We start from the raw sequence: 14,257 nt of genomic DNA, 5'->3' as shown, positions 1-14,257 counted from the left end.
ATGAGTTTACCCGTTCAAGAATTGAGAGGCATCACCAACTCGGTGGCGGATGCACTAAAAGCCCAGGGATTGACCAACAGCAACGCATTGCTGGAAGCCGCTAAAACCGCTTCGGGGCGCAAACAACTGGCGACTGCCGTTGGCGTTGAAACAAGTGTAATTTTAGATTTGGCCAATCGAGCGGATCTGAACCGGATTTCCGGCATTGGCGGTGTTTACAGCGATTTGCTGGAAGAAGCCGGGGTCGATACGGTGAAAGAACTGGCTCATCGTAATCCCGAAAATCTGGCGGCCAAAATCCTTGAAATTAATCAGGTGCGGCAGTTGACGCAGCGACCACCCACCGTAGAGCAAATCACCGATTTTATCAATCAGGCGAAAAATTTACCGGCCGGATTGGAGTATTAATTTGAATGAAAAATGTAGAATGGTCAAAGTGGGATTGACCCGATTCCTTTTACCATTCTACATTTTTCATTTATTTACAGACTGATCGTCTCGTCTTTTTCGTCGTAAAACAGGTAGTTCAGGTAATCGGAATACGGTTTGATTAGCTGGCATCCCTTTACCACTTCGTCGGCAAAATCCGGTTTCAGAACGTCTTTGTCCGAATACCGGTGAATGAAAAATAGCTCTTTTCTGCGCAGTAAATCGATTTCCGGATGATCAGCGGAATAACCTTTGGGCGATGTTTTCATTGTTTCTCCGGAAATTTCCGGAAAATAAGCCTTGAAATCCGGCGCTTCGATAATGTCTTTCAGTTCGTCCACATTGTAGTCGACCTCCTGTCGGAATTTAGCCAGTTGCGCCGGGGTCGGCTGCCACATGCCCGCTCCCAGAAAGCTTTCACCGTCAGGCTGGAGATGGAAATAAAAGTCGATCCGGCCCGAATGCCGCCCGCCCGGCCCCACGGCAGCTGCCAGGTTTTTTTTGTAAGGGGCTTTGTCTTTTGAAAACCGGATGTCTCGGTTGATCCGGAAAATGCAATCCTTTACGGCGGTATTGGGCAGGGGTTGAAACGTTTCGATTCCCTTCAGCAAGCGGGCGACAAACCCCTCAAACTCGGATTTAGCCGAATCGTAACGGTTTCGGTTGGCCTGGAACCACTCGCGGTTGTTGTTTTGAACCAGATCGCGCAGAAAGTCAAGTGTTTGAACGGTTAGCTGCGAATTCGGTGCGTTTTTCGTCTTCATACAGTTCCAAAGCTAACCAGAAATACCGAAGTTTGCGAAATCAATTGCGATTGAGTAAATGAGTAATTGAGTGAATTGCTTCGCTGATAGCAGGATTCCGGCGAAGCTATTCACTCATTCTCTCATTCACTCAGTCTCTCATTCAGAAAAATATGTCTCGCATACTCACCGGTATTCAAAGCAGCGGGCGGCCGCATTTGGGTAATATTCTGGGGGCTATCAAACCCGCTATTGCACTTTCGGAGCAACCCGGCAACGAATCCTTTTTTTTCATTGCCGACCTGCATTCCCTAACCTCCATCAAAGACGGCGGTTTGCGTCGGGAATACATTCGCGCCGTAGCTTCGGCCTGGCTGGCTTTCGGGCTCGACACGGCTAAAAATACGTTCTGGCGGCAATCGCACGTCGCCGAGCACACCGAGCTGGCCTGGTACCTGAACTGCTTTACGCCGTACCCGATGCTGGCAAATGCGCATTCGTTCAAGGATAAAGCCGATCGGCTGGCGGACGTAAATGCCGGGGTGTTTATGTATCCGTGTTTGATGGCGGCCGATATTTTGCTGTACGATGCGGATATTGTTCCGGTGGGAAAAGACCAGAAGCAACACGTCGAAATGACGCGCGACATGGCCAGCGCCCTCAATCACCGGGTGGGTGAGGAGATTTTCGTACTGCCCGAATCCCGTATCGACGAACGAATCATGACCATTCCGGGCATTGATGGGCAAAAAATGAGCAAATCGTACAACAATTACATCGATATCTTTCTGCCTGCCAATGAGTTATATAAAATGATCAAAAAGATCATCTCGGATTCGACTCCCCTGGAGGAACCCAAAAATCCGGATAACGATATCACCTTTAAACTCTACGCGTTGCTGGCCGATGAGGTGCAGGTCGCAGCCATGCGCCAGAATTACCTGAATGGCGGCTACGGGTACGGTCATGCCAAAAAAGAACTGTACGAGCTGATCATCAGTCAGTTTGCCAAACCCCGCGAGCTGTTTACTTATTACATGGAAAACGAGGAAGCGCTGGAAAACGAACTCCGGCTCGGCGAAGAAAAAGCCCGCGCCATTGCCTCCCAAACCATCAAACGCGTCCGGGAAAAATTAGGCTATAATTAATTGCGATTGAGTGATTGTTCGATGAGCGAATAGCTCCGCTGGTGGCAAAGTTCTTGCGTGGCTACTCATTCAATCTCTCAATCGCTCCTTCACTCCATGAAAAGTGGAAAGACTCAATCAACTCGACACGGACCTGTTTCTCTGGCTGAACGGCTTGTATACTGCCTGGCTCGATCCGGTGATGGTTTGGGTGACGATGCGGAATTCGTGGATTCCGTTCTACGTCGTGCTGATTGGCTGGCTCATTTTTCAGTATCGGAAACAGGCGCCGGGCTTGATTCTGACGCTGGTTGTTGCCGTGACCTTGAGTGACCAGATGGCATCTTCGGTGATGAAACCGCTAACGCTCCGGCTGCGGCCCTGCCACGAACCGGCTCTGCAAAAACTCATTCACCCGGTTTTGGAGTGCGGAGGAACCTACGGGTTTGCGTCGTCGCACGCAGCCAATGCCTTTGCGCTGGCAATGGCCCTGTGGTTACTGGTTGGAAAGCGGTTTAGCTGGATTAAATGGACATTTCTCTGGGCAATTCTGGTCTCATACAGCCGTATTTATGTGGGGGCTCATTACCCGCTGGACGTTCTGGCGGGGGCTGGCATTGGAGTCGTTATGGCAACGATCAGTGCGGTTTTGCAGCAAAAAGTGGTGGAGCGGTTTTTTATCGTTAAAAAGAATCAGGTATAGTTCAGATAAGTCAATTTTATATGGTAATAATCTTATTGTCAATTTGATACAATAAAACTTTGCCATAGTCTTCTCATTCATTAAACAATATTCGTATTTTTGCGGAAATTTTCGGCACTGAATGGCATCCCTCAATACAGTAAAGATTTTTTCAGGTAGTCAATCGACGTACCTGGCAGAGAAAATTGCCCACCAATACGGCAAGGATTTGGGCGGTTATACCCTGCGGAAGTTTAGCGACGGAGAACTCTCCCCGAGTTATGAAGAGTCGGTACGGGGGTGTGACGTTTTTTTGATCCATTCCACGAATCCACCGGCTGATAACCTGATGGAATTATTGCTGATGGTGGACGCAGCCCGACGGGCATCGGCTCACTACGTGACGGTCGTGATTCCGTATTTTGGATATGCCCGGCAGGATCGGAAAGACAAACCGCGCGTGGCCATTGCCGCCAAACTGGTTGCGAACATGCTGGCAGCCGCGGGCGCCGATCGCCTGATGACCATCGACCTTCACGCCGGTCAGATTCAGGGCTTCTTTGATTTCCCGGTCGACCATTTGGAGGGGACATCGGTTTTTGTACCGTATATCCGGAGCCTGAATCTGGACAATCTGCTGATCGCGTCGCCGGATGTGGGAGGAGCTGCCCGTGCCCGGACGTTTGCGAAGCATTTTAACGCAGACATCGTGTTGTGTGATAAACACCGCAAACGCGCCAACGAAATTGCGTCAATGCAGGTGATTGGGGATGTGGAAGGCGCCAACGTCGTGCTGGTCGATGACCTGATCGATACCGGCGGCACGCTTTGCAAAGCCGCTGAAATCATCCTGGAAAAAGGGGCAAAATCGGTGCGGGCCATTTGTACACACGCGGTGATGTCGGGCAAAGCGCACGATAACATTGCCAACTCGGTGCTGGAAGAATTGGTGGTTGCCGATACCCTGCCGATGCGTCAGATAAGCCCGAAAGTGAAAGTGCTGACCGTGGCGGATTTGTTCGCTAAGGCCATCGGTCGCATTCGAGATCATGAATCTATTAGTTCATTGTTTATAAATTCGTAAAGAGAGTAAAGAGGATAGACAAGAGAATAAAGACAGGGTAACTTACTATGCTGTCATTTTTGAGTGTCTATCGTCTCTAATCTCTTCTCTAACATCTAATCAAAAATCAAAATGAAAAAACACGAGATTGTAGGGTATAACAGAGCGAATCTCGGTAAGACAGAGTCAAAAGCTCTTCGTGCCGAAGGTTATGTGCCCGGAGTGCTGTACGGTGGTAAAAGCCAAATTCATTTTTACGCACCGGCGATTCTGTTCCGTCAACTGCTGTCGTCACCTGAAGCGTATGAAGTAACGCTGAACATCGAGGGCGATGAGTACGTTGCCATTTTGCAGGATACGCAATTCCACCCGGTAAATGACCAGCTGATCCACGCGGATTTCCTGGAAATTATCGAAGGAAAAGATATTAAAGTTGAAGTACCCATTCGTTTCGTAGGAACAGCTCCCGGTGTACAAAAAGGGGGTAAATTGATCCAGAAACTGCGCAAACTGAAACTACAGGGAGCCGCCGACCGGATTCCTGACTACGTGGATGTGAACGTGAAAGACCTGGATTTGGGCAAAACCATCAAAGTAGGTGCCGTACAACTGGAAGGCGTCGAGATTCTGGATGGTCCGCTGCTGCCGATCGCCAGTATCGAAATCCCGCGCTCGATGCGTGGAAAAACCGCTTAAGACCGGTTTTAATGCTAATAGATTAAAAAACAGAAAACCCGCTCAATTTGAGCGGGTTTTCTGTTTTTTAATGAGAAGAAAGAGATGAGATGTGAGACAAGAGACTAAGCCGTTCGTTCCGTAATCTCTAATCTCAAATCTCCTGTCTACATTCACTTTTTCGTCACCCGAATCGAGATCCGGCGGTTTTGGGCGCGGCCCTCTTCAGTGTCGTTCGAGGCAACCGGGTGTTCCTGTCCGTAACCTTCCGATTCCAGGCGGCTTTTGTCAGTTCCTAATGTTGCCAGCTCATTTTTGACGGAGGAAGCCCGTTCTTCCGACAATTTCTGGTTGGCAGCTGCATTGCCCGTATTATCGGTATAACCGCCTAATTTGATGTTTACATCCGGATAGGCTTTCAGAATTTCGGCGATGTTTTTCAACTGTTCCTGCGACTCCGGCTTGAGCGTAGCGCTACCGGTTTCAAACGTCAGCCGGTCGAAGTCAAACCAGGTTTCTTTATCGACCGGTTTAGAAACATCCTGAATGAATGCCAGCAGTTTGTTTTCAACGCCCAGCTCCGGTACATTCAAATCGACGCCGTTGGTCAGTTTAACCGATTTGAAATCGCCCAGGTTTGGCGTGCTAACCACGTCATTATCAGCCGCGGTTGATTTTTCCAGTTCAACCACTTCAATGCCACCTTCGGCAGTGACGCCTTCCTGATCATAACCAGTGGTTTCGGATGAATGTACGGCGATGTACGGCGCAATGACCAGTGAAACGATGGACATCAGCTTGATCAGAATGTTCATCGAAGGTCCGGAAGTATCTTTAAACGGATCACCAACTGTGTCACCCGTTACCGAAGCCTTGTGCGGTTCTGATTTTTTATAGTAGATCTGACCGTTGATTTCAACGCCTTTCTCAAACGATTTTTTCGCATTGTCCCAGGCACCACCCGCATTGCTTTGGAAAATCCCCATCAATACCCCGGAAACCGTAACCCCGGCCAGAAAACCGCCCAGCACTTCAGGACCAAACAAAAAACCGACAATAACCGGCGAAACCAGGGCAATGGCTCCTGGCAGGATCATTTCACGAATCGAAGCCTGCGTTGAAATGGCCACGCATTTTTCGTATTCCGGTTTTCCGGTTCCTTCCAGAATGCCCGGAATTTCGCGGAACTGGCGACGAACTTCTTCCACCATTTTCATGGCCGCCCGACCCACTGCCGCAATCGCCAGTGACGAGAAAATGAACGGAATCATCCCCCCGACGAACAGACCGGAGAGGACATCCGCCTTGTAAATATCGATTCCGGTAATGCCCGAAACACCCACGAAAGCCGCTAGAAGCGCCAGTGAAGTCAACGCAGCGGAAGCAATGGCGAAACCTTTTCCGGTGGCAGCGGTGGTGTTTCCAACGGCATCCAGAATATCCGTACGTCCCCGAACTTCTTCGGGCAACTCGCTCATTTCGGCAATCCCACCGGCGTTATCGGCAATGGGGCCAAATGCATCGATGGCCAATTGCATGGCGGTTGTCGCCATCATACCGGCGGCTGAAATCGCTACCCCGTACAGACCGGCAAATTTGTAGGAAATGAAAATACCGGCGGCCAGCGTCAGGATTGGCAAAACCGTCGATTCCATTCCCACTGAAAGACCGCCAATGATGTTCGTTGCGTGACCGGTTGACGACTGACGAACGATCGTCATAACCGGACGACGGCCCATCGCCGTATAATATTCCGTAATAATGGACATCAGGGCCCCCACAATCAAACCGGTAAAAATGGCGTAAAAAACATCCATGCGCGTAAACTCAACGCCCCGGATTTCCAGAATACCGTCCGGTAGAATCGCATTCACGAGGAAATAGGAAGCGATAACGGTCAGGATAATGGATGCCCAGTTTCCCATGTTTAGCGCCCCCTGCACATTCCCATTGTCGTCCTTTACCCGAACAAAATAGGTTGAAATAATCGAAAAAATCAGGCCTAAGCCGGCAATCAGCATCGGCAACACGATCGGAGCATGACCGAAAATATTGCTGGCTTCCGGAATGCGGATTTCGCGCCCCAATACCATTGTCGCCAGAATTGTGGCCACGTATGAACCGAACAAATCGGCGCCCATACCGGCTACGTCCCCCACGTTATCCCCCACGTTATCAGCGATAGTAGCCGGGTTCCGCGGATCATCTTCCGGAATTCCGGCTTCCACTTTTCCTACAAGGTCAGCGCCCACATCGGCCGCTTTGGTATAAATACCGCCCCCAACCCGTGCGAATAAGGCGATTGATTCGGCACCTAATGAAAAACCGGCCAATACTTCCAGCGTTTTTTCCATCGGAAGTCCATTGACATCACCGGTAGTTCCGACGTAAATCGAGTGGAAAAGAATAAAAAGCAAGCTTAAACCGATGACGGCCAGACTGGCAACCCCGATTCCCATGACGGAACCTCCCGTAAAGGAAACGTTGAGGGCGCGGGTCAGGCTGGTCCGACCCGCCTGTGCGGTGCGAACGTTGGCTTTGGTGGCAATTTTCATCCCAATGTACCCCGCCAGTGCGGAGGTGAACGCGCCGATGGCGAAGGCAATTCCGATCAGCCAGTCGGAATTTTCAACCAGTGTACCCGCAAAACTCAGCAGGGCCGCAACGACAACACCAAATACAATCAGGACTTTCCATTCGGCTTTCAAAAAGGCAATCGCTCCGTCAGCGATGTAGGATGCGATCTCCTGCATCCGGTCGTTGCCAGGATCCTGGCGCGATACCCACATAAACTTGGTGTACATCACCACCAGGCCGATAAGGCCCAGAAGGGGCACTAGGTAAATACTTGAATTCATGCTGAAGGATTAATAAGGTTTAATTTTTGCAAAGTGGCAAAGATAATTGGAATGATAGCAATTGAAAATCGCGAAAGGGCTTTTGATAGATTTTTTAGGGAAAAACTGTGGCTATTTTAATGGAGCAAAAAAAATACCGCTATAATTCAAAATGCACTTCCCTAAGTAGCAATTCGTTGGGTCAGGCTGACTATTTTTGTTATTCACGCGAACGCTCCCGATCGATGACCAACCGCTTTATTCCACGAAATCTGTTCTATACCGTTTTTTTACTCGTCGCACTCGTTCCGGTTTTGTTTGGGCAAAACAAACCAGCCGCCAGCGGTGCGATTTTGCAGGGCCTCAAGAAACTGAATGTGGTCGGTACGGTTTTGTACGTGGCCGCCCACCCCGATGATGAGAATACGCAGTTGCTGGCCTACCTCGCCAACGAGCGGCTGCTGCGTACGGGCTATCTGGCGCTGACGCGGGGCGATGGCGGTCAGAACCTCATTGGCTCGGAGCAGGGCGAATACATTGGCGTCATTCGGACGCAGGAATTGCTGGCGGCTCGCCGAATCGATGGCCCAGATCAGTTTTTCAGCCGCGCCAACGACTTTGGTTTTTCTAAATCGACCGACGAAGCCGTGCGGATGTGGGGCCAGGAGCAGATTCTGGGCGATGTTGTCTGGATGATTCGGAAATATCGCCCGGACGTGATCATCACCCGGTTTCCGCCCGACAGCCGTGCCGGGCACGGTCACCACAGTGCCTCGGGATACCTGGCGGAGGAAGCCTTCAAAATTGCCAATGACCCCACCAAATACCCCGAACAACTGAAATGGGTAAAACCGTGGCAGCCGAAGCGGATTTTCTGGAACGTATTTATTCCGGGGGCTTTCATGAGCAATAAAAAACCGGACGAACCGGGCGTGATTTCGGTGGAAACCGGCTTATACAATCCGTTGCTTGGAAAATCATACGGTGAAATTGCCGCCGAAAGCCGGAGCCAGCACAAGAGCCAGGGGTTTGGCGTTCCGGCCAGTCGCGGGGTGAAAATCGATTATTTGCTGTTGAAAGGCGGAGAACCGGCCGCAAAAGATCCGTGCGATGGCGTTGACCTGAGCTGGAAACGGGTGCCGGGAAGCGCCAGGGTTCAACAACTGATCAATCAGGCCATTACCAATTTTAAATCCGACAAACCCTCGGCTTCCATACCGGTTTTGGTGCAGACCTATAAAGCGCTCGCGCAACTCGATACGTCCAATCTGTATGTAAAAGCCAAACGGCAGGATGTCGAAAAACTAATCCAGCAATGCATCGGGTTGTGGTATGAAACCAACCCGGCAGATTTCGCTGCCTCGCCCGGTGAGCGAATTCGGGTAACAAGCAGCGTTGTTAACCGTACTGACTATCCGGTTAAACTGGTTGGTATTCAAATGCCGGCGGTGGGGAAAGATTCTGCCATGAACCTGGCGCTTAAGCCGAACGATGTGGTGGCCTTCAATACGGCGGTAACGATTCCGGCCAATCAACCCATTTCGCAGCCCTACTGGCTGGAAAAACCGGTCAACAAAGGGTTATTTCAGGTGAATAATCAGGCTTTGATCGGCTCGCCCGAAAACCCGCCCGCCTTTACCACTGCGTACATTTTTGAAATTGATGGCCAGCGATTTACCTTCTCCCAGCCATGGACCTATAAATCAACCGATCCCGTCGATGGAGAAATCTACCGCCCGTTTATCATTCAACCAGTCGTAATGGCCAACCTGGCTGAAAAAGTGTACGTTTTTGCGGACGACACGCCAAAAAGCGTCGATGTGGTTTTGACAGCGGGCCGGACGGCGGTTTCCGGGAATCTGAAGCTGGAAGTACCTTCGGGATGGCGGGTCGAGCCGGAGCAGATTCCGTTTAATCTGAAGGATAAATCGCAGGAAATCCGGGTTTCATTCCGGGTCTATCCATCGACGGCGTATGGCGAAGGCAAGTTGCGCGCGATTGTCAGTACGACTTCTCCGGAGAAAACCGGTTTTGCCAGTAGCTTACGGGTTGTTGCTTACAAGCACATTCCGACTCAGACCTTGTTTCCGGCTGCCGAAGCCAAACTGGTGAAACTGGATATTAAAGTGAAAAGTAAGAACATCGGTTACATTGCCGGAGCAGGAGACGAAGTCCCGGCGGCACTCCAGCAGATCGGATGTGTGGTAACTCCTATAACCGCCCGCGACATGAACTCAAACCTGTCGGTTTACGACGCTATTGTAGTGGGTGTTCGGGCATACAACACCGAAGACTGGCTGCGAAATGCCCAGCCAAAATTGATGGATTACGTTGAAAAAGGGGGGACAATGATTGTTCAATACGTCACGCCCGGTGGTTCATTTATTCAAAATGGGTTGAAAACCAGTCAATTGGGGCCTTATCCGTTTGTGGTGGGCCGGGAGCGCGTGACGGAAGAAGATGCCACCATGAGCTTCATCAATCCACAACATCCGTTGGTAAATGTCCCCAACAAGATTACCGAGCAGGATTTTAACGGATGGGTGCAGGAACGCGGAATCTATTTTGCGCAGGAATGGGACAAAGCGTATGAACCTATTTTCTCAGCCCATGATGTTAATGAAGCTTCAAAAGATGGCAGTTTGATTTACTGCAAATACGGAAAAGGTCACTACATGTATACTGGCTTGGTATTCTTTCGGGAGTTACCGGCGGGCGTACCGGGGGCATACCGACTCTTTGCCAACATGATTTCCGTCGGCAAATAAGGCACTGATAACACATGGATTTTATCCGTGTTGGTTCAAAGCAAAAAATACATAACAAAACACGGACTCAATGGGGCCAACCGCTGGTCCAGGGATACAGGATGTGGCAAATCTGGATTGATACTGGCGGAACATTTACGGATGGAATGGCAACCGATCCAGAAGGAAATATTCACCGGGCCAAAGTGCTCAGTAATAGCAGTATTCGGGGTTTAGTATGGTCTGATAATGGGCTTAAGCTCGACGCACAATGGCTTGCCGATCCGATTTTTAACGGTTATCAGGTACGAATTCTTGAAACGGGCGAAATAGCAACGATTTTAAGCTTAGAAAAATCGGGCAAGTTGTTGTTGGATAGGGAGATAAAGGTTGAAAGTAAAGTAACCGTTGAGTTATTTACGAACGAAGAAGCCCCGGTTTTAGCCACGCGATTACTGACATTAACACCGTTAGATAAGCCGTTTCCACTGCTGGAATTACGTCTGGGAACAACAAAAGGAACAAATGCCCTTCTGGAACAAAAAGGTGGCCGGGTAGCGCTAATTGTTACCCGCGGTTTTAAAGATTTACTCAAAATTGGAACCCAGCAGCGCCCTCATTTATTCCAGTTAAATATTCCTCCCGCCGAAATTGTTTACGATACAGTTTGGGAACTCGACGAGCGAATGGGAGCCGACGGCCAGGCGGTTAAGTCCATTTCGGCCCCGACTATTGGCGATCTTCTGGGACAGATTCAGGCGACGAAACCGGCTGTTATCGCCATCTCGCTGTTGAATTCGTACCAAAATCCGGCGCACGAACAACAAGTGGCTGAAGCGGTTCGAAGGGCCGGTTTTCCGGTGACGGTTTCCAGTGAAATTTCGTCAGCTATTCACTATTTGCCCCGTACGCAAACCGCCCTGGTGGATGCGTACCTGACACCGGTTTTGCGAACCTATCTGGACAATCTGACCCATCAACTGGGCGGCAATCCTGTTCGGGTAATGACCAGCGGGGGCGGTTTGGTGAAAGCTGAATTGTTTCGGCCCAAAGACAGTTTGTTGAGCGGTCCGGCGGGCGGGGTCATTGGAGCGGGGCAGGTGGCTCGTGTTCTGGGCGTTAACCGCACACTTACCCTCGATATGGGCGGGACCAGCACGGACGTCGCCCGGTTCGATCAACGGGTTGATTATCAATTCAAAACGAGAGTAGGGTCGTTCGAATTGCAATCGCCATCGCTGGCGGTGGAAACCGTGGCGGCCGGTGGCGGTTCGGTGTGCTGGTTCGACGGTCAGCAGCTCCGGGTGGGGCCCCAAAGTGCCGGTGCTTCGCCCGGCCCAGCCTGTTACGGCGCTGGAGGACCGCTGACCATCACCGACGTCAATCTGTTACTGGGCCGATTGCATCCGGCCCTATTCGGGATTCCGGTCAGCCTGGAAAAGGCAACGGCAGCATTGCAATTAGTTCATCAACAGGTCGAACGCCAGACGGGACAAAAGCTTGAAGAGGACGATTTACTGTTGGGATTTGAGCGAATTGCCAACGAAACAATGTCCGGAGCGATCCGCAAAATCTCGGTTGCGCGTGGTTTTGATCCGAAAGAGTATGCCTTGCTGGTTTTTGGCGGTGCCGGTGGACTTCACGGCTGTGCAGTGGCGAAGTTGTTGGGTATACAAACCCTTATTTTCCCATTCGATGGCGGTTTGCTGAGTGCCTATGGCATCGGACAGGCCCGCGTAGAACGGATTGCTTCGCTACAGGTTCTGAAACCATTAGCCGATATTGAAACTGATCTGAGCACGTGGATCGATGAACTGATCGCTAAAGCAACAGCCGAATTGCGGCTGGATATTGGTGAGATTGCGCCTGTAAATGTGCAAAATGTGCTGTTATTCACGCGGTTGCAGGGACAGGAAAGCACGATTGAAATTCCTTACGTCGCGCAGGAGGTGGAGGTTCGCTTCCGGGACCGGTATCTACAACTTTACGGTCATTATCCGGCCAACCGAACGATTGAGGTGGAGAGTATTCGCGTACTGGTCAACAACCATACCGTAAACCAAGCCGGCATTGCCGCAATCGAAACGGTGGATAAAGCCAAACCTTCTTTTTTTGCGGGACAAATTCCGGTTTATGAATGGGAAAAGTTGTCTGAAGGTGATTCGCTGGAAGGGCCGGCTTTGGTACTGAATAAAACGTCCTCCGGTTTTCTGGAAACGGGTTGGCAAATGATGATTGACAAGGGTCGCAATGCCGTTGCCCGGTTTATCGGTGAACCACAAACCGCCGACGAGCCCCGGTTGGAAGCCGCTCAAACGGAGCTGTTTGCCCGGCGGTTTGTGGCCATTGCGGAAGAAATGGGTGCGCAATTGCAGCGAACGGCTTTTTCCGTGAACGTCAAGGAACGACTGGACTTTTCCTGTGCCTTGCTCGACGAAAATGCCGAACTGCTGGTCAATGCCCCGCATATTCCGGTGCATTTAGGAAGTCTGGGAATTTGTACCCGCCTGGTACTGGCAAAAATAGCGATTGGGCCGGGCGACGTTGTGATCACGAACCATCCTAAATACGGCGGTTCGCATTTGCCCGATGTAACGCTGATTTCCGGCGTTTTTACCAACTCGGGCGAACGCATTGGGTACGTGGTGAACCGCGCCCATCACGCCGAAATTGGTGGCAAAGTTCCGGGTTCGATGCCGCCCGATGCTACGCGGCTCGTTGAAGAAGGCGTGGTGCTGGAACCGCAGTATCTGGTCAAAAATGGCATTTTTTTGTGGGAGGAAGTACAAAAACGCTTTGTAGAAACGGCTTACCCAACCCGCGCGCTGGCCGAAAACCGGGCCGATATTGAGGCTGCACTGGCATCGCTTCGGTCGGGCGAAACCGCCTTGCAGGAACTGGTTCGGCAGTATGGCTTGCCAACAGTTCGGCACTACATGCAGCGGTTGAAACAAGCTGCTACCAACTCCTTAAAACCGGTTTTACATCAATCGAATGGAAAAACGTTTTCGGCTCAGGAGTCGCTGGATGATGGGCACCGGATTTGTGTTACAATTTCCATTGAAAATCAGGAAATTACGTTCGATTTTACAGGTACGTCGCCCGTTCATCCCTACAATTTGAACGCCAATCTGTCGATTCTATATAGTGCGGTTTTGTACGTTTTGCGGCTTTGGTGTGATCAGGATATTCCACTGAATGAAGGACTGATGGCTCCGGTTTCCATTGTGTTGCCGGAATGTTTTCTGAACCCGGTTTTTTCGGACGATCCGGCCGAATGCCCGGCGGTGGTGGGCGGTAATACGGAAGTAAGTCAGCGGCTGGTCGATACGTTGTTGAAGGCACTGGGGTTAGCGGCTGGCAGTCAGGGAACGATGAATAATTTTTTGTTCGGAAGGTCGGGAGAAGCCGATCGGGCGTTTGGCTATTACGAAACCATTGGTGGTGGCGTGGGTGCCGGACCCGGTTTTGCCGGTCGGTCGGCGGTGCACCAGCACATGACCAATACAAAACTCACTGATCCTGAGGAACTGGAGTGTCGTTATCCGGTTCGTCTCCACCAGTTTGCGATTCGGACTGGTTCGGGCGGGACCGGAAAGTGGCCGGGTGGCGACGGCATTGTGCGGGAAATCGAATTTCTGGAACCCGTTCAGGCTACATTACTCAGTCAACACCGGATCGAAGCTCCGTATGGCTTGGAAGGCGGTGAACCTGGACAAATTGGTCAACAAACGCTGCTGGCCGTCGATGGTTCCGAAACTACCTTGCCCGGAATTTTTACCCGGGTCATGCAGGCCGGGGAACGAATCCGAATCGAAACGCCGGGCGGGGGTGGTTTTGGAAAACCTGTTGCGAATGAATCGTGCTGATGGGAACACGGATTGAACGGATGCAACGGATAAAATCAGTTAAAATCCGTTGCATCCGTTCAATCCGTGTTCCTATCTTATAAAT

9 protein-coding genes are annotated in these 14,257 nt (G+C 50.8%); 7 read left to right on the top strand and 2 right to left on the bottom strand.

Annotated features, from left to right (window positions below; genetic code table 11):
• Nucleotides 1-408, top strand: a complete 408-nt coding sequence (locus EHT25_RS04450) for a DUF4332 domain-containing protein (RefSeq protein WP_124871222.1) — start codon at nucleotides 1-3, stop codon at nucleotides 406-408.
• Nucleotides 409-482: 74 nt separating this feature from the next.
• Here EHT25_RS04450 and EHT25_RS04445 read toward each other — a convergent pair whose 3' ends face one another.
• Nucleotides 483-1,193 carry a DUF2461 domain-containing protein gene (locus tag EHT25_RS04445; RefSeq protein WP_124871219.1) on the bottom strand — a complete coding sequence of 237 codons (711 nt, stop codon included), beginning with the start codon at nucleotides 1,191-1,193 and terminating at the stop codon, nucleotides 483-485.
• Nucleotides 1,194-1,345: 152 nt separating this feature from the next.
• Between EHT25_RS04445 and trpS the strand changes: the two genes are divergently transcribed.
• The 4 genes from trpS to EHT25_RS04425 all read left to right on the top strand — a co-directional run bounded on the left by trpS (nucleotide 1,346) and on the right by EHT25_RS04425 (nucleotide 4,740).
• The gene (gene trpS, locus EHT25_RS04440) at nucleotides 1,346-2,320 is read left to right on the top strand and encodes a tryptophan--tRNA ligase (RefSeq protein ID WP_124871217.1); all 975 of its coding nucleotides are present in this window, start codon (nucleotides 1,346-1,348) and stop codon (nucleotides 2,318-2,320) included.
• Between the two features lie 103 nt (nucleotides 2,321-2,423).
• Nucleotides 2,424-3,002, top strand: a complete 579-nt coding sequence (locus tag EHT25_RS04435) for a phosphatase PAP2 family protein (RefSeq protein WP_229311433.1) — start codon at nucleotides 2,424-2,426, stop codon at nucleotides 3,000-3,002.
• Between the two features lie 121 nt (nucleotides 3,003-3,123).
• Nucleotides 3,124-4,065: a ribose-phosphate pyrophosphokinase gene (locus EHT25_RS04430; RefSeq protein ID WP_124871215.1), complete on the top strand. Its 942-nt coding sequence runs from the start codon at nucleotides 3,124-3,126 to the stop codon at nucleotides 4,063-4,065.
• A 111-nt stretch (nucleotides 4,066-4,176) separates the two neighbouring features.
• On the top strand, nucleotides 4,177-4,740 hold the full coding sequence (locus tag EHT25_RS04425; protein WP_124871213.1) for a 50S ribosomal protein L25/general stress protein Ctc: 564 nt from the start codon (nucleotides 4,177-4,179) through the stop codon (nucleotides 4,738-4,740).
• Nucleotides 4,741-4,892: 152 nt separating this feature from the next.
• Here the strand turns inward: EHT25_RS04425 and EHT25_RS04420 are convergent, their stop codons facing one another.
• Complete coding sequence (locus tag EHT25_RS04420) at nucleotides 4,893-7,577, bottom strand: sodium-translocating pyrophosphatase (protein WP_124871210.1); 2,685 nt, start codon at nucleotides 7,575-7,577, stop codon at nucleotides 4,893-4,895.
• A 224-nt stretch (nucleotides 7,578-7,801) separates the two neighbouring features.
• On the opposite strand from EHT25_RS04420, the gene EHT25_RS04415 reads away from it, so the two are divergent.
• Nucleotides 7,802-10,324, top strand: a complete 2,523-nt coding sequence (locus EHT25_RS04415; RefSeq protein WP_124871207.1) for a PIG-L family deacetylase — start codon at nucleotides 7,802-7,804, stop codon at nucleotides 10,322-10,324.
• Nucleotides 10,325-10,425: 101 nt separating this feature from the next.
• Entirely contained in the window at nucleotides 10,426-14,172 is a 3,747-nt protein-coding gene (locus EHT25_RS04410) for a hydantoinase B/oxoprolinase family protein (protein ID WP_124871203.1), read from the top strand.
• Nucleotides 14,173-14,257: the final 85 nt, after the last annotated feature.

This window comes from Larkinella rosea (assembly GCF_003858635.1).
GTDB classification, from domain to species: Bacteria; Bacteroidota; Bacteroidia; order Cytophagales; family Spirosomataceae; genus Larkinella; species Larkinella rosea.
The sequence above is the reverse complement of the archived record's forward strand: the minus strand, read 5'-3'. Positions and strand labels throughout refer to the sequence as shown.